Annotated in this window: 11 protein-coding genes; 4 read left to right on the top strand and 7 right to left on the bottom strand. The window is 70.4% G+C overall.

Annotated elements, in window-relative coordinates:
- Positions 1–127: 127 nt before the first annotated feature.
- Both JJL56_RS18180 and JJL56_RS18175 read left to right on the top strand, forming a co-directional pair.
- Positions 128–385, top strand: coding sequence for a hypothetical protein (locus JJL56_RS18180; RefSeq protein ID WP_094306058.1), 258 nt, complete (start codon positions 128–130; stop codon positions 383–385).
- 33 nt (positions 386–418) lie between these two features.
- The gene (locus JJL56_RS18175) at positions 419–2,002 is read left to right on the top strand and encodes a gamma-glutamyltransferase family protein (protein ID WP_200485907.1); all 1,584 of its coding nucleotides are present in this window, start codon (positions 419–421) and stop codon (positions 2,000–2,002) included.
- 39 nt (positions 2,003–2,041) lie between these two features.
- Here the strand turns inward: JJL56_RS18175 and JJL56_RS18170 are convergent, their stop codons facing one another.
- Positions 2,042–3,382: an amidase gene (locus JJL56_RS18170; protein ID WP_200485835.1), complete on the bottom strand. Its 1,341-nt coding sequence runs from the start codon at positions 3,380–3,382 to the stop codon at positions 2,042–2,044.
- A gap of 37 nt (positions 3,383–3,419) precedes the next feature.
- Complete coding sequence (locus tag JJL56_RS18165; RefSeq protein WP_200485834.1) at positions 3,420–4,487, bottom strand: Ldh family oxidoreductase; 1,068 nt, start codon at positions 4,485–4,487, stop codon at positions 3,420–3,422.
- 553 nt (positions 4,488–5,040) lie between these two features.
- Between JJL56_RS18165 and JJL56_RS18160 the strand changes: the two genes are divergently transcribed.
- Entirely contained in the window at positions 5,041–5,520 is a 480-nt protein-coding gene (locus JJL56_RS18160; RefSeq protein ID WP_200485833.1) for a hypothetical protein, read from the top strand.
- A 40-nt stretch (positions 5,521–5,560) separates the two neighbouring features.
- Here JJL56_RS18160 and JJL56_RS18155 read toward each other — a convergent pair whose 3' ends face one another.
- Positions 5,561–6,577 carry a sensor domain-containing diguanylate cyclase gene (locus tag JJL56_RS18155; RefSeq protein ID WP_200485832.1) on the bottom strand — a complete coding sequence of 339 codons (1,017 nt, stop codon included), beginning with the start codon at positions 6,575–6,577 and terminating at the stop codon, positions 5,561–5,563.
- Between the two features lie 267 nt (positions 6,578–6,844).
- Between JJL56_RS18155 and JJL56_RS18150 the strand changes: the two genes are divergently transcribed.
- A complete protein-coding gene (locus JJL56_RS18150) occupies positions 6,845–8,155 on the top strand; it encodes a solute carrier family 23 protein (protein ID WP_145627638.1) in 1,311 nt (436 codons plus the stop codon).
- 79 nt (positions 8,156–8,234) lie between these two features.
- Here JJL56_RS18150 and JJL56_RS18145 read toward each other — a convergent pair whose 3' ends face one another.
- The 4 genes from JJL56_RS18145 to glf all read right to left on the bottom strand — a co-directional run bounded on the left by JJL56_RS18145 (position 8,235) and on the right by glf (position 16,841).
- Positions 8,235–11,189: a PAS domain-containing protein gene (locus tag JJL56_RS18145; protein ID WP_247891132.1), complete on the bottom strand. Its 2,955-nt coding sequence runs from the start codon at positions 11,187–11,189 to the stop codon at positions 8,235–8,237.
- A gap of 209 nt (positions 11,190–11,398) precedes the next feature.
- Entirely contained in the window at positions 11,399–13,165 is a 1,767-nt protein-coding gene (locus JJL56_RS18140) for an ABC transporter ATP-binding protein (protein WP_200485831.1), read from the bottom strand.
- Positions 13,162–14,325, bottom strand: a complete 1,164-nt coding sequence (locus JJL56_RS18135) for a beta-glucosidase (protein WP_200485830.1) — start codon at positions 14,323–14,325, stop codon at positions 13,162–13,164. The genes JJL56_RS18140 and JJL56_RS18135 overlap by 4 nt, the downstream gene beginning before the upstream one ends.
- A 200-nt stretch (positions 14,326–14,525) precedes the next feature.
- The gene (gene glf, locus JJL56_RS18130) at positions 14,526–16,841 is read right to left on the bottom strand and encodes a UDP-galactopyranose mutase (RefSeq protein ID WP_200485829.1); all 2,316 of its coding nucleotides are present in this window, start codon (positions 16,839–16,841) and stop codon (positions 14,526–14,528) included.
- Positions 16,842–17,227 lie beyond the last annotated feature (386 nt).

Genomic DNA, 17,227 nt, shown 5'->3' with positions numbered 1-17,227 from the left:
CCGCATGACGCGCCGTCCGTAGGGCTCCCTAGGAAAAAGCGCCGGGCGGCGGCCTGCACGGTGGCCCGCCGCCTGCGGTGCTGGTAGGGTTGGGGACATTGCCGCCAAGACACTGCCGCCGGACGCCATGATCGTTGATGAATATCTGGGATTTCGCGCCGGGGACGAGGTTCTGGACCTTGCGGAGCTGACCGCCGGAACCGCGCGCATCAAGGAACTGCATCTCGTACCCAGCGACTGGGCGAACGGGCCGACCGTCATCGCCGTGATGGTCAACGGCGCCGAGCGTTACGTCATCCAGCTCAAGAAGGTGCAGATCCACGCCGCGAAGGAGCCGGAAACCCGGAACCGCCGCGTCATCCCCCTGCGCCGCGACCCGCACTGACCCGATTCCCGTCCCGGAGGGCGCCCCGTCGTGATGCGTGACTTCTGCCGGCCCGGACGGTCGGCGCTGGTGGCGACGGAGGCCGCGGTGGCCACCTCGCACCCGCTGGCGAGCGCGGCGGCGCTGGAGATCCTGGCGGCGGGCGGCAACGCCGTGGACGCGGCCATCGCCGCCGTCGCGGTGCAATGCGTGGTCGAGCCGCACATGACCGGCATCGGCGGCGATGGATTCGTCCTCTACGCCCCGGCGAACGGGCCGGTGGTCGCCCTGAACGGCAGCGGGCGGGCGCCCGCCGCCGCGAGCGTGGAGCGTCTGGCCGGGCTGGGCGTCACCGGCGAGATTCCGCGCCACGGCGCCCACGCGGTCACCGTGCCGGGCGCCGTCGCCGCCTGGACGCGGCTGCACGCCGATCACGGGAGGCTGCCGCTCGACCGGCTGCTCCTCCGCGCCATCCGCTATGCCGAGGAGGGCTACGGCGTTTCCCCGCGGGTGGCCCAGGACTGGGCGGCGGCGGTCCCCCTGCTGGCGGCGGACGAGGGCTGCCGCGCCGTCTTCCTGCCCGGTGGCCGCGCGCCGCGCGCCGGGGAGCGCCACGCCCAGCCCTTGCTCGGCCAGCGGCTGCGCGACATCGCGGCGCACGGGGCGGCGGCCTTCTACACGGGGGCGACGGCGGAGTCGCTGGTCGGCTTCCTGCGCGCCCGCGGCGGGCTGCACACGCTCGACGACTTCGCGGCGGCGCAGGGCGGGGCGGAGTATGCGGCGCCGATCGCCACGGATTACCGCGGCTACGAGATTTTGGAATGCCCGCCGAACGGCCAGGGCCTCGCCGCGCTGATGATCCTGAACGCGCTGGGCGGCTTCGACCTGTCGCCGTCGGTCGGTGACGCCGACCGCCACCATCTGCAGGCCGAGGCGACCAAGCTCGCCTACCACCACCGCGATGCTCTGGTGGGGGAGGGCGCTCCGGACGCCGCCGCCGCGCTGCTCTCGGCGGAAGCGACGGCGGCGCTGCGCCGCCGCATCGACCCGGCGCGCGCCCAGCCCCCCGCGCTGTGGACGGAGGCGGAACACAAGGACACGGTCTGCCTCAGCGTGGTCGACCGCGACGGCAACGCCATCTCCTTCATCAACTCGATCTTCCACAGCTTCGGCAGTGTGCAGCTCGACCCGGCGACCGGCGTCCTCCTGCACAGCCGCGGCACCTCCTTCCGCTTGACCGAGGGGCACCCCAACGCCCTGGCGCCGCGCCGCCGCCCGCTGCACACCATCATCCCCGGCCTGATCCGCAAGGACGGGCGCGCCGTCTGCCCCTTCGGCGTGATGGGCGGCCATTACCAGGCGGCGGGGCACGGCGCCTTCGTGTCGGCGGTGCTCGACCGTGGGCTGGACGTCCAGACCGCCATCGACCAGCCGCGCAGCTTCGCCTTCAACGGCGTCCTGGAGATCGAGCCCACCGTGGCGGAGGACACCGCGGCGGAACTGGCGCGGCGCGGCCACGCGGTGGTCCGCCGGAACGAGCCGATGGGCGGCGGGCAGGCGATCTGGATCGATCATGCGGCCGGCCTGCTGATCGCCGGCTCGGACCACCGCAAGGACGGCTGCGCCCTGGGATTCTGAGGGGGCTTCTGATGGGGCGGGTGCGCCGCCCCCCTCGCGTCAGGCGCCCACCACCGGCTCCACCGCTGCGGCGATGGACAGCAGGCGGCGGTCGGCCCCCGCCGCGCCCACCAGCATCAGGCCGCTGGGCAGGTCGCCGGCCCGCTGCATCGGCAGGCTGATGGCGCAGCGGTCCAGGAAGTTGAACAGGGCGCAGTTGCGCAGCAGCAGCAGGTTCAGCCGCGTGAACTCCGCGTCCTCGGCGAAGGCGTCGATGCGCGGCGCCAGCAGCGGAACGGTCGGCATCAGCAGCGCGTCATAGTCCGCCGTGACCCGGTCGGTGCGGGCGATCAGGTCGGCGCGGCGCTGCGCCACCTCGATGTAATCAGCGGCGCTCATGGTCTGGCCGCGCTCGATGCGGACGCGGACGCGGGGATCGTAAAGGTCGCCCTTCTCCGCCAGCAGGTCGCGGTGCCAATGGGCGGCCTCCGCCGCGGGCAGGCCGCCCTTGGCGTTGGCCGGGCCGATCTCCGCCAGCTCCGCCATGGGAATCTCGACGATGTGCGCCCCGGCCTCGGACAGGCGGCGGCAGGCGGCGTCGAAGGCGCCGGCCACCGCGTCCTCCATCCCGTCCAGGACCAACGTCTGCGGCACGGCGAAGCGCAGCCCGGCCAGCCCGACCGGTGGCGGCACCCATTCCGCGTCACCGGCCAGCACGGCGTCGGCGATGGCGCAGCATTCCACCGTCCGGGCGAGCGGCCCGATGGAATCGAGCGACCAGGACAGCGGCAGGGCGCCGCGCAGCGACACCCGGCGCTGCGTCGGCTTGAAACCGACGATGCCGCAGAGCGCCGCCGGAATGCGGACCGAACCGCCGGTGTCGGTGCCGAGCGCCAGCGGGACATGGCCCGCCGCCACCGACACCCCGGCGCCCGACGACGAGCCGCCGGGGATGCGCGCGGGATCGGCGGGGTTGCCGGGGGTTCCGTAATGCGGGTTGATGCCGACGCCGGAGAAGGCGAACTCCGTCATGTTGGTCCGCCCCACCACCACCGCCCCGGCGGCGCGCAGACGGGCCACCGCGTCGGCGTCGCGGGCGGCGGGGGCGGCGCCCTCCAGCGCCCGCGACCCGGCGCGCGTGGTGTGCCCGGCCTCGTCGAACAGGTCCTTGACCGAGATCGGCAAGCCGGCCAGCGGGGAGGGGCGCAGCCCGGCCCGGCGCAGCAGGTCCTGGGCATCCGCCGCCGCGCGGGCCGGATCGGCGTGCAGGGCGGTGTAGGTCTTGCGCGCCTCCTCGCCCCCGGCCGCGATGGCGGCGAGGGCGGAGTCGACAAGCTGGCGGCTGGTGGTGGCGCCCGTGTCGAGCTGGCGGGACAGGGTGGCGATGGTGGGCGTCGTCATGGCGGGAACCGACCGGATGTGAAGGCGGGAAGGGGGCTCAGGCGTCGCCGGCCAGGGCGCGCAGCTCGGCCAGCCGGGCGGGGGCCAGCGGGATGCCGTCGCGCAGGGTGCGGGCGCGGCGGGCGTAGCGGCGCTCGCCCGGCATGCGGTCCTGCCCCGCCTCCTTCACCTCTCCGATGAGGCCGGCGACGCGGTCGGCGAAGGCCCCGGTCCCGCCGCGCTCCGGGTCGATGACGATGAAGAGCTGGCCGGTGCAGGGCGTCTCGGCGCCGGGATGGGCCGACCAGTCCACCTCGCGCGAGTATTTGCCGCCGGTCAGCGCCGCCGCCAGCACCTCGATCATGAAGGCGATGGAACCGCCCTTGTGACCGCCGAAGGGCAGCAGGGCGCCGCCGTCGAGAACGGCCTTGGGGTCGGTGGTCGGCTTGCCGTCGCGGTCCACGCCGGAGCCGGCGGGGAGGACGTGCCCCTCGCGCGCCGCGATGCGCACGTCGCCGTTGGCCATCGAACTGGCCGCCTGATCGAACACCATCGGGTCGGCGCCGGCCACCGGGGTGGCGAAGGCCATCGGGTTGGTGCCGTAGACGGCGGCCTTGCCGCCCGGCGGCACGACGCAGGCGAAACTGTTGACGAAGGAGAGCGCCACCAGCCCCTCCCGCGCGAAGGGCTCGACGTCCGGCCACAGGGCGCTGAAATGGTGGGAGTTGCGGATCGCCATCACGGCGACGCCGTTGTCGCGCACCATCTCCAGGAAGCGGCCGCGGGCGGCCAGGAAGGCGGGCTGGGCGAAGCCGTTGGCGGCGTCGACGCGCAGGAAGGCGGGACCGGCCTCCTCCACCGTCGGCTCGGCCCGCCCGTCCACCCAGCCGCTCTTCAGCGAGCCGACATAGCCGGGAATGCGGAACACGCCGTGGCTGGTGGAACCGTCGCGCTCGCAGGACGCGCAGTTCTCCGACAGGATCGCCGCCACCCGCTCCGACGTGCCGTGGCGCAGGAAGATGCGCTCCAGCAGCGCCACCAGATCGGCGAAGGCGACCGGCGTTCCGGATTCCGCGGTCTGGGCGAAGGCCGCGGCGGCGCGGCGGCTGGGGGTCTCGTCACTCATGCTCGTCCCTTCCGGTTCTCGTGTTCTTCTTGCTGGCGCCCCGGACTCTTGCCGGTCCGCTGGTCGCCGGGCGCACCATAACGCGCGTCGGCGGCGCGGGCGAAAGGGAATGGCACCCGCGTGTCCACAATCGACCCGTTGGGCGTGGGATCGAGGGGTGGCCTTCGTTTGTAATCCTGAATGTGCGTAAGTCTAACCAGCTGACTTTGCTGGCGAATCGGACGAGGGTGGGGAACCATGACGTCGCCAAAGCCGTTGTCTGGGAGCCTGTTGGCCGGCGGTGCATCCGCCGGTCGTCACGGTGCTCCGGCACGGAGGAGCGGCAAATTGCCGCGTTCATCGCCACGTGGGCGTGAAAGCGCGCGGAATCAGCCCTGCCATGCTTCCGGTGGGTGTTGACGGGCGGATGTTGCGGTGCACAATAAACAACGAACCGGACGAGTCCGTGAAGTGCTTGTCCTGGATCAACGTCACGGGCCTGCGTTCCTGTCAAACAGATGGGGACATTGCAGACGCCGGTTGCAGCGGTTGAGTGTTTTGTAGAGGGGCCACGATGCGCGATCATTCCAGCCGTCACGGTGAGTCCGGTTTCGATTCCGGAGTCCTCTGGGGAACCTCCATCGCTGGCATTGCGCTGTCCGGCCTCATGGCGGTCACCTGGAATCCCGCGGACGCCTCGTCGTCCGGGCCGGCCTCGGCCATCATCGACCGCGGCGCCCACCAGCTCGACCACGCCGCCTGCACGGAGGCGCTGTCCACCCTGCTGGCCCGCTTCCGAGACAACCCGGAGGTCCTGTGGGTCTGGGTGGAGCAGAGTGTTCCGTCGGGCCACGGGCTGGTCGTCCGCACCAAGGCCACCTCCGTGTCGCCCGACGCCCCGCGGCCCTACGCCTTCCGTCCCAACACCGCCGTGAACCCGGAGCAGGCCTGCGGCTTCTCCAGCAATTCCGTTCATGCGCTGTCGATGGGTGGCGTCGCCCAGCCCTACGAGGTGACCGCTCCCGATCCCTGGAGCGCGGCCGCCGGTCCGTAAGGCTTGGAACGATCGTTGCGGAGGGCGTCAGGTTTGGGCGTCAGGCTCTGACCGCCCGCCGGATCTTCTTCTGGACATACATGGCGGCGTCGGCGGCGCGCAGCGCGTCGTCGGGCGTCGTGGCGCCGGGGTCGGCGCTGACCACCCCGACGCTCGCCCCCGGATAATCGAAGGCGCAGCCCTTCAAGCGGTACCCGCCGCGGATCAGCGGCGCCACCCGCTCGCGCAGCGCGTCGGCGGCGTCATCCCCCTCGGCGCCGGGCGTGGCGCCCATGCCGACGATGATGAACTCGTCGCCGCCCAGCCGGCCCAGCGTGTCGCCCGCCCGCAGCCCCGCACCGATGCGCCGCCCCACCTCGGTCAGGAATTCGTCGCCCGCCTCGTGCCCGTGGGTGTCGTTGATCGCCTTGAAGCCGTCCAGGTCGATGAAGCCGATCAGCACGCTCTGGCCGGCCCGTTCGGCCATGGCGAACAACCGGTGCAGTTCCGCGACCACGGCGCGCCGGTTCGGCAGGCCGGTCAGCGCGTCGGTGTAGGAATAGGATTCCAGGGCCGCGTTCAAGTCCCGGAACTGGGTCAGGAGCTGTTCGCGCTGCACATGAAGGGCGATCAGCGAGGCGAACAGGCGCAGCACCTGCTCCCCCTTGGGCGTCAGCGGCTTGCGCTCCGAACTGGCGGCGCAGAGCGTGCCGAACAGGCTGCCGTCGTCGAGATGGACCGGCGTGCTGACGTAGGTCTGAATGCCCAGCGCCGCCGCCGCCTCGGAATCGCCCCAGCAGCTGGGCACGTCGTCGGTGTAGAGCTTCCCTTCGTCGAGCGCCCGCTTGCACAGCGTGCCTTCCCACGGAACGGCCAGCCCTTCGGGAATGGTCAGGGTCTTGGTGTTGCGGGAGAAGAGAATGCGCTGGATGCCGTGTTCCAGCTCGATCCGGGTGAGGTAGGTGGCTTCCAGCTCCGTCACCAGCTCCAGGAGCGACAGCAGGGGCCGGGTCAGGTCTTCCACGGTCTTCGCCGACGAAAGGGTGTCGGTGAGTTGTGCAAACAGTTCGTCGGCCATGCGGTCAATCACTCTAAAAGCAGGAACGTCATCCCGAAAATGCGTGCAGGACCGCAGTTTCAGATCCAAAAAAGGGAATTTTATTAAACATCATACTAACGAATGGCCTATGGGTGGGCAACGGATCTATGTTCTCACGTTCGTGACGGTGCCGCCGGCCCCCGGTGGGAGTCCTGTGCCGAAAAATTCCGCATGGTGGCGTTTGACCGGGCAGGCCGTCGCGGAGTAACCCTTGGCCCGCAACCACCGATACGGGAACCGCAGTTCATGACAGCCCCGCGCGACCGGGTGCTGGACGTCCACGACCGTCCGCCCCCGGCCACCTTCCTCCTGCTCAGCCTCCAGCACCTGTTCGCCATGTTCGGCGCCAACGTGCTGGTGCCGATCCTCACCGGGCTCGACCCGTCGGTGGCGCTCGTCACCAGCGGCTTGGGCACCCTGATCTATCTGGCCTTCACCAAATGGCGGCTGCCTGCCTATCTGGGCTCCTCCTTCGCCTTCATCGGCCCGATCGTCGCCGCCACCCAGATCGGCGGCACCGGCGGCGCGCTGGTCGGGGCCTGCGCGGCGGGAGCCGTCTATGTGGCCGTCGCCCTGCTGATCCGCGCCTTCGGCGTGCGCTGGCTGCTGGCGATCCTCCCGCCCATCGTCGTCGGGCCGGTGATCGTGGTGATCGGCCTCGGCCTCGCCTCGGTCGCCGTGGGCATGGCGCAGAACACCGCGGGGGGCGGCGAGTACAGCCTGCCGCACTTCCTTCTGGCGCTGGCGACGCTGGGCAGCATCTTCCTCTACTCCATCGTGCTGCGCGGCTTCTTCACCGTGGTGCCGATCCTGCTGGGCATCGTGACCGGCTATGTCCTGGGCGTGGTCTTCGGCATGGTGGACTTCGGACCGGTCGCCGCGGCGCCCTTCCTGCGGATGCCCGACTTCCACCTGCTGTTCTCCGGCATGAAGGAGGGCGTCTCGGCCTGGGCGATGATCCTGCTGGTGGCGCCGGTGGCGCTGGTCACCATCGCCGAGCACATCGGCGGGCAGATCGTGCTGAGCCGCGTCGTGGGGCGCAACTTCATCGCCGATCCCGGCCTGCACCGCTCGGTGTTCGGCGATGGCGTGGCGACCATGGTGGCGGGCGCGCTGGGCGGTCCCCCGGCGACGACCTACGGCGAGAACATCGGCGTGCTGGCGGTGACCCGCGTGTTCAGCGTGTGGGTGATCGGCGGGGCGGCGACGCTCGCCATCATCCTCGGCTTCGTGGGCAAGCTGTCGGCCTTCCTGTCGAGCATCCCCACGGCGGTGATGGGCGGCGTGTCCATCGCCCTGTTCGGCGTCATCGCGTCCTCGGGCATCCGCACGCTGATCGAGGGCAAGGTGGATCTGGGCGACAAGCGCAACCTGCTGATCTCCTCTACCATCCTGGTGATCGGCATCGGCGGGGCGTCGCTGAAGTTCGGCGACGGCGGCTTCGTCGTCTCCTCGATGGCGCTGGCGGCGCTGATGGGCGTCGTCCTGAACGCGGTCCTGCCGGGCCGCGGCACCGGCGGCGACGCCGAGGCCATCCTGTCCTCCGACCACATCTGAGCAACCGGATCGCGGCCGGTCAAGGCGGAGTCCTCAGGAGTCCCCTGCGGGGCTCCGCCTTCTTTATTCCCCGATCTCCTTACTCCTCGACTTGGCCCATCAGGATCGCGTCGATCCGCCCGACCAGCTCGTCGATCCGGTAGGGCTTCGCCAGCACCAGGATGCCGGTCGCACGGGCGATGTCCTCGCTGTAGCCGGTCGCCAGGATGACCGGCAGGCCGGGCCGCCGCTCGCGGGCTTCGCGGGCCAGATCGATGCCGCTCATCCCGCCGGGCATGACCACGTCGCTCAGCAGCACATCGACCGCGTCGTCCGACAGGTGGGGCAGCGCCTCCTCGGCGTTGGCGGCGGACAGCACGGCGAACCCGGCGTCCTCCAGCGCTGTGCTGACCGTCATGGCGACGATGGGGTCGTCCTCCACGACCAGGACGCGGCAATGGCGCCGCGCACTGCCCGTCGGCGGCACACAGGCCGCGGGAAGGGCGGGCTCCTCGGCGGGGGCGACGCCGGAGCGGCGGAGCAGCAGATGCACCGTCGTGCCCCGGTCCGGCGCGCTGTCGATCCAGGCGGTGCCGCCGGCCTGCCGGGCGAGGCCGTAGACCTGGGCCAGACCCAGCCCCGTCCCCTTGTCGAGGTCCTTCGTGGTAAAGAACGGCTCGAAGGCGCGGGCGGCCACCGTGGCGGGCATGCCGCAGCCGGTGTCCGACACGGACAGGCGCAGGAACTCGCCTTCCACCCCCCGTGGATCGCCGGGGGAAAACACGGCGTTGACCGCCTCGACCGTCAGCCGCCCGCCGGCCGGCATGGCATCGCGCGCGTTGACGGCGAGGTTGATGACCGCCAGCTCGAATTGGGTCGGGTCCACCTCGACGGGCCAAAGATCGTCGCCGAGGCGCAGATCCAGCGCGATGTCGGCGCGCAGCGCCCGCTCCAGCAGGGCCGACATGGCGAGCACCCGGTCGCGCACGCCGATGGATTCCGGGCGCAGGCTGTCGCGCCGGGCGAAGGCCATAAGCTGCTGCACCAGCTTGGCCCCGCGTCCCACCGCCAGCTGCCCGGCATCGAGCAGGGCGTGGACCTGCGGCTCCTCCGTGCGGCGCGCGATCATCGACAGGCAGCCTTCCAGCGCCTGGAGCAGGTTGTTGAAGTCGTGGGCCACGCCGCCGGTCAACTGGCCGACCGCCTCCATCTTCTGGGACTGGCGAAGCTGGTCCTCGGTCTGCCGCAGGGCGGCGTCCGCCTCCTTCTGGGCGGTGATGTCGCGGCCCACGGCGTGGATGAAGCGCTCATCCGGCACGGCGACCCAGGACAGCCAGAGATAATGACCGTCCTTGTGGCGGTAGCGGTTCTCGAAGCGCGGCGTGGTGTGCCCGGCGCCCAGCCGCGCCGCCTCGGCCCGGGAGCGTTCCAGATCCTCCGGATGCACGAGGTCGAAGAAGCTGCGCCCGACCAGTTCCTCCTCCGTCCAGCCCAGCAGGCCGGTCCAGGCCGGATTGACCGCGCCGATGGTGCCGTCGAAATGGGCGACCAGCATGATGTCGGTGGACAGGCGCCATATGCGGTCGCGATCGGCGGTGCGTTCGGCGACGCGCTGTTCCAGCGTGGCGTTCAGGTCGCGAAGCGCGTCCTCGGCCCGTTTGGCCTCGGTGACGTCGCTGCCTTCGCAGAAGATCCCGGTCACCCGACCGTCGGCGTCCTTGATCGGCTGGTAGATGAAGGTGATGAAGCGTTCCTCGACGGGCGCGCCGGGTTGGCGGACGACCCGCACCGGCAGTGCGTGCCCGACGAAGGGCTTCCCGCTGTCGTACACGCGGCCCAGAAGCTCGAAGAAGCCCTGGCCGATGATCTCCGGCATGGCCTCGTGCACCGGCTTGCCGATCAGGGCACGGTCGCCGACCAGCCGTCGGTAGGAGTCGTTGGCCAGCTCGAACACATGATCCGGACCGCGCAGCACGCACATGAAATTGGGTGATTGCCGGAACAGGGTGCGCATCTGCTCCCCCTCCGCGGCCAGACGGGCGTTGGCGCGGTGCAGCGATTCCTGCGCCTGCGCGCGCTCCAGCGCCGACCATGTGCGCTCCGCCACCTCCTCGACCAGACGGACCTCGTCCGGGTGCCAGTGCCGGGGCTTCCGGTCGTGGACGTAGAGGGTGGCGACCATCCGCCCGTTCTTCACCAGGCTGGTGGTGACGGTGGAGGCGAGGCTCAGCGCCGCCAAGGCGGCCTGCCGTTCCGGTGCCGCGCAGCGCGGGTCCGCCGCGCAGTCGTTGATGGTCAGCGTTCCGCCGAGGCGCAGCGTGTCCAGGAATTCCGGCCCGAAGCTCAGCAGGTCATGAGTGCCGGCCTGATGGTCGACGCTGCCGTCGGTCCAGCTCCGCTCCGTCGTGAAGAAGCGGGCGGTTTCGTCCACCACGCCGTAACCGACGCGGCTCGCCCCCAGGTGACGGCCCAGTGCCTCCTCAGCCGCCGCGGCCACCGCGAACGGGTCGGAGAGCTGGCGCAGCCGGGCCTCCAGCTTCAGATGAAAGTCGGTGCGCCGGGCGGCGAGCACTTGGGCCGTCGTCTCGATGGCGGCGCAGAACATGCCCGGAATGCGCCCGTCCTCGCCCCGCACAGGGTTGTAGGAGAAGGTGAACCAGGCGTCCTCGCGGAAGCCACGGCGCTCCATCGGGATCAGCAGATCCTCGTACCAGGACGCCTCGCCGGCCAGCGTGCGGTCGACCAGCGGCTTGATCTGCGGCCAGATGTCCCACCACACCTCGGCGAAGGGGCGGCCGAGCGCGTCCGGGTGCTTCGCTCCGAAGATCGGCACGTAGCCGTCGTTGTAGAGGAAGGACAGCTCCGGCCCCCAGGCCACGAACATCGCCTGCCGGGAGGATAGGACGACGCTGACGATGGTGCGAAGGCTCTGCGGCCAGCCTTCCGGCGGGCCGAGCGCCGTGGACGCCCAGTCGTGGGAGCGCATCCGCTCTCCCATCTCGCCCCCGCCGGACAGGAAATCCAGGTTGCCGCCGATCACCGACAGGTCGGTCATGCGCCGACCCCACGGCTTCTGCACGGTATGGGAGTTCGGATCTTGAGATTGCTATCGTCGGTCGTGGCTTTCATCGAGCTTTCGGGCCGAGGCGAGGTTGCGTCTGGTGTCTTAACACACGACGCCCGGAAAGATAGCTCGTCGAAGGGCCGTTTTCCCTAACCGTTCCGGCTGATGCGGCCCCCGCGCCACGGTGCGGGGGGCGTCATCTATTCCGCCGCGAAGCCCTGTGCCTGGAGCTGCCACAGGGAGTTGAAAAGACCGCCGCGCCGCCGCAACTCCGTGGGGTGGCCGTCCTCCGCGATGCGGCCGTCCACCAGGACCAGCACGCGGTCGAAAGCCGACACCGTGGACAGGCGGTGCGCCACCGCGACCACCGTCCGCCCCTGGGCCAGATCGGCCAGCGCCGCCTGGATCTCCTGCTCCGACTGGGTGTCGAGGGCGGAGGTCGCCTCGTCGAGGATCAGGATCGGCGCGTTCTTCAGGAAGGCGCGGGCGATGCCCAGCCGCTGCCGCTGCCCCCCCGACAGCCGCACGCCACGTTCGCCGACCAGCGTGCCGTAGCCCTCCGGCAATTGCCGGATGAAGCCGTCGCAGAAGGCGTGGCGGGCGGCTTCGAACACCTCCTCGTCGCTGGCGTCGGGGCGGCCGTAGCGGATGTTCTCCAGGATCGGGCGGTGGAACAGCGCGATGTCCTGCGGCACTACGGCGATCTTGGCCCGCAGGTCGTCCTGGGCGAGCGCGGTCAGCGGCTGCCCGTCGATGAGGATGTCGCCGCGCTGCACATCGTCCAGGCGCTGGATCAGGCTGATGATGGTGGACTTGCCGGCCCCCGACGGGCCGACCAACCCGACCTTCTGCCCGGCCGGGATGGTCAGGCTGAAATCCTCCAGCACCTTGCGCCCTTCGGGATAGCGGTAGGAAACCCGCTCGAACGCGATGGCGCCGCCGCCGGGCGTGGCGGGCTGCGCCGGCACGGGGTCGAGCACGTCGTGCGGGCGGGCGATCACCCGCAGACTCTCGTCGATGGCGCTGACCTGCTGGGTGGCGGTGACCAGCGCGAAGGCGAGGTCGCGGGAACCGTGCAGGATGCGGAAGGTCAGGGCGCTGACGATCACCACGTCGCCGGTGGTGATCGTGCCGTCGCGCCACAGCAGCAGCGCCCACAGCAGCATCGACCCGGCCATCACCCACAGGCAGACGTCATGGACGACACGGGTGTTCTCCAGATGCATCCAGCTCCGGCGGTGCGCCCCGGCCTCCACCGTGAAGGCCTGCCGAAGCCGCTCCCGCTCCCGCGCGCGGGCGGAGAAGGCCTTCACCGTCCAGACGTTGGACACCACGTCGACCAGCTCGCCGTTGGTGCGGGCGGACTGCTCGGCGAAGGCGTGGTGCACCGTCCGCCCGCGCAGCCCCAGCCCGACGATGGCGACGGCGACCACCAGGGCGAACAGCACAAGCGCCGCCGCCATCCCCCAATGGATGGTCAGCAGCACCAGGACGGCCCCCACGAAGTCGGTGACCGGCGGGACGATGCTCCAGGTCAGGGTGCGGAAGATGGTGGTTGCCGCGTTCTCGGTGGCGGCGATGCGGTTGCCCAGCGACCCGGCCAGATGCGTCGAGAAATAGCGCATCGAATGGCCGGTCAGGTGGCGGAACAGGTCCAGCCGCATGTCCACGCCGGTCGCCAGCACCGTCCGGCAGCCGAGCCAGCCGCCCAGCCGCCACAGCACGTTTTCCGCCGCGATGAAGCCCAGGAACAGGCCGAGCGGAGTCCAGACGTCCGCCGTCGCCCGGTCGGAGGAGGCCATGGCGTCGATCAGCAGCTTCATCCCGTACTGCACGGCGACCGCGCAGCCCGCCGCCGCCACGATCACCGTGAACAGCCCGCCGAAGGACCAGGGCCGCCGCCGGATGTAGCGCATCAGGAAGCGGCCGGGACGGTCCGGGATGGTGTCCGTGTTGGAACCGCTCATTGAGCCGCCTGGAGTTCCGGCCGGCCAAATCGCGGCTGACCGAGAAGCGCGCCGATGCGGGCCTGCGCGCGCTCCAGAGCGGCGGCCAGCGGTTGATTGACGCAGCGCTCACCTTGTTCGTCGCACAGGCCGTAGAGGCCGGTCTCGCAATGGCGGTCGTTGGCCCAGCCGGGATAGTCGAGGATCGGGTAGAGGCAGATCCCCTCCACCGGCACATCGGCGCGCAGGGCGGTCGTCACCTCCTCCGTCACATAATCGAGCCAGGGCGCGCGGGCATCGCCCTCGGCGCCGGTTTCCGCCACCAGGACGGGGCGGCCGTAACGCTGGTGGACCTCCGCCAGGATGTCGGCGAAGGGGCGGTAGCGCGGGTCGTCGCGTCCGATGGTGCCGCCCTTCAGGAACCACTGGTTGTCGGAGTAGTAGTTGACCCCGATCACGTCCAGATACTCCGGCTTGCCGCCCAGCCCCGGCCAGGCGTAGCCGCCGATCATGTCCCACGCCTCGTACTGGGCCAGCCGGGCGGCCTCCGCGGCCCCGGCGTCGCCCTTGCGGTCGGGGCGGGGCAGCACGTGGATGACCGGATCGACCTGGACGATGCGGGCGCGCGGGTCGGCGGCGCGGATCGCGTCGATGGCCGCGATGCTGGCGCGGACGAGCTGGTGCTTCAGTTCGAAGCCGCGGTGCTCGGCCATCGGGTTGAAGCGCTTCATGTCGCCGCCGGCCCAGGCCCAGAAGGAGATCTCGTTGACCGGGCAGTAGGCGGGCGTCTCCACGCCCTCGTCGCGCAGCAGGGCCGCGGCGGCCCCGGCGAAGCGGGCGAAGCGCTCGACGAAGGCCGGGCGCCAGATGTCGACGTCGTCCGGCCAGCCGTAATGGCAGAGGTCCCAGATCACCTGGACCCCGGATTCCCGCGCCGCGCGGACCATGGGCAGCAGGCTGGACCAGTCGTAGCGGCCCGGCGTGGTCTCGATGAGGTGCCAGCGCACGCCGTCGCGCACGCTGCGCAGGCCATGGGCGGCCATGCGCTGGTAGTCCTCGGCGGCCAGCCGGTCGTGGCCGGTCGCCGCGATCAGGTCCAACCGGCGCCCGTCATGCCGCCGGTGCGTCGAGCATTCGAAGCCGCCGAGGAAGACGCTGTCGAACAGGGTGGGGGTGTGCATGGGGGACTCTTCGTAGAGGGCGGGGAGTCGGGGAGGCATTGCCCCCTCACCTAACCCTCCCCCGCTTCGCAGGGGAGGGGATAAAGAAGGCTCCCTCCCCCGCCCAGCTCTCGCGCAAACCATGGGTTTGCGCTGACGCGGCAGGCGGACCTTTGGTCCGCCGAGAGCGGGGGAGGGCTGGGGTGGGGGCAGGAGTGCGCCTAATCCCCCATCCCCGCGACCCGCACCTCGCGCTCCGCACCCAGCGAGCCGAAGGCCCGCGCGGCGGCGGCCAGACCGCGGCTCTGCTGCTCCTCCTTCTCCAGGCGGGCGTAGACCGCCAGCGCCTGCGCCACCACCTGATCCATGTTGTAGTAGCGGTAGGTGCCGAGCCGGCCCAGGAAGATCACGTCCGGGGTGCCGTCGGCCAGCGCCTGGTACTTGCGGAACAGCTCCTGGTTCTCCGGGCGGGGGATCGGGTAATAGGGATCGCCCTGCGCGGAGGGGTACTCGTAGGTGATGCTGGTCTTCGGGTGGCTTTGCCCGGTCAGGTGCTTGTACTCGGTGACGCGGGTGTAGGGCACCCCCTCCGACGGTTCGTTGACCACGGCGACGGGCTGGAACCATTCCTGATCCACCGTCTCGTGCCGGAAGGTCAGGGAACGGTAAGGCAGCTTGCCGAAACGGTGGCCGAAATACTCGTCGATCGGACCGGTGAAGACGATGCGGTCATAGGCGATCTCGTCCCGCACGTCGTCGAAATCGGTGTTCAGCATCACCTTGATGTTCGGGTGATCGAGCATGCTCTCGAACATCCGCGTATAGCCGTTCAGCGGCATCGCTTGGAAGCTGTCGCCGAAATAACGGTCGTCGTCGTTAGTCCGCGTCGGCACGCGGGCGGTGACCGCCTTGTCGAGCTGCGACGGGTCGAGGCCCCACTGCTTGCGGGTGTAGCCGCGGAAGAATTTTTCGTACAACTCCCGCCCGACCGCGCCGACCACCACGTCCTCCGAGGTGCGGACGTCGGCGACCGGCTCCGCCCGGCTCTTCAGGAACTCCGCCACGCCGGCCTCGTCGAGGTCCAGCCCGTACAGCTGGTTGACCGTCGTCCGGTTGATCGGGATGGGGACGAGCCGCTCGTCCACCCGCGCCAGGACGCGGTGCTCGTAGGGGCGCCACTTGGTGAAGCGGGACAGGTAGTCGGCGACCGGTTTGGAATTGGTGTGGAAGATGTGCGGGCCGTAGCGGTGGATCAGCACGCCCGCGTCGTCGTAGTGATCGTAGGCGTTGCCGCCGATGTGAGGGCGCCGGTCGATCAACAGCACGCGCTTGTTCAGCCCCGTCGCCAGACGTTCCGCCAGCACGCTGCCGGCGAAGCCCGCCCCGACGATCAGGTAATCGAAGCCGGAGCGGCGGCCGGCGGCGCGCCCGTTGGCGTGCTTGGCCGGGTGCCCGACCGGATGGATCGCCGGCGCCGGGCGGTGGGCCGGCGGGGCGGCGCGTCCGCGCTGGCGGGCCTGCTCCATCAGCGTCTTCATGCGGCCCTGCGTCTTGTCCCAGGACATGTCGCGCAGGACGTGGTCGGCGGTGGCGCGCAGACGTTCCGGGTCGGCGGCGTCGGCCAGGGCGGCCGCGACGGCGGCGACGAAATCCTCCGGCGCGTCGGCGATGCGCACGACGCCGCTGTCGCCATAGCCGCGCACCACGTCGGTGATGGAGGTGGAGACGACCGGGCGCCCGGCGGCCAGATATTCCGGCGTCTTGGTCGGGCTGATGAAGCGGGTGGACTCGTTGCGCGCGAAGGGCATCAGGGCGACGTCCCAGCCCGCCAGATAATGCGGCAGGTCGTCGTAGCTCTTCGGGCCGAGATAGTGGATGTTCGGACGGTGGGGCAGGTCGGCCGGGTCGATCTTCACCACCGGGCCGACCAGGACGAACTGCCAGTCGGGCCGGGCGGCGGCGGCGGCGTCGAGCAGGGCGATGTCCAGCCGCTCGTCGATGACGCCGTAGAAGCCGAGCCGCGGGTGCGGGATGGTCGCCTGATCGGCGGGTTCCTCCACGATGCCGCGGGCGGCGGCGAAATGGGCGACGTCGACGCTGCTGGGGAAGGGGTGGGCGTTGGGGTGCAGGTTGCGCTTGGCCTCGTAGAGGCTGACGCCGCCGGTAAACACCACGTCGGCCCGCGCCATCAGCTGCCGCTCGCGCTCGACCAGTTCCGGGGGCGCGCCATGGAAGGCCGACAGCTCGTCCATGCAGTCGTAGACCACCAGCGCCCCGCGCAGATGGCCGGACAGGCCGAGGCTCATCGGCGTGTAGTACCAGAGGATCGGGTCGGTCACCCCCTCCTCGGCCAGATAGCGGTCGAGCAGCTGCCGCTGGGCGGTGACGGCCGCCTCGCCGTCCAGGCCGGCGGGCAGGCGGGGCACCAGCACGAGGACGCCCTCGTCCTCGCGCACGTCCAGCCAGGGCTCGGGCGTGTCGTTGTGGATCGGCTCCTCGACGAACAGCACGCGGTGGTCACGCGCGAATCGCGACATAAGGTGTTGGGGGCGCTGATAAACGAAGCTCCAGCGCAGGTGAGAAAAGCAGATCAGGGTTTGCGAGGGTGGGGCGGTGACTTCGGAGTGTGGAGAGTCGGCGGTCGGACGTGTTCTTTTTCGGTTTCTGCCGATTGGGAACTGGTGTTGGCCGGCCCAACTCATGTTTCCATCCTCTCTTAAGTGACATATCGTCGGGGTGCCGCCGGGAATTCGCCACGAATACAGTGGATTTTTGCGGCGCAGCGGAATGACGTCGAAAACCGGAAACCAGTAACGGGGTCGGCTGGGGTGGGTTCCGTGACAGAAATGCGCTGCGGAAACGGTTCCCCAATTTTTCAACGCTCGTTCTTTTGCGCCGGGTTGGCTGAGGTAAGCGCATATTT

This window comes from Azospirillum aestuarii, assembly GCF_016632405.1.
Lineage (GTDB): Bacteria > Pseudomonadota > Alphaproteobacteria > Azospirillales > Azospirillaceae > Azospirillum > Azospirillum aestuarii.
This window is presented reverse-complemented; position numbering and strand designations above follow the sequence as displayed.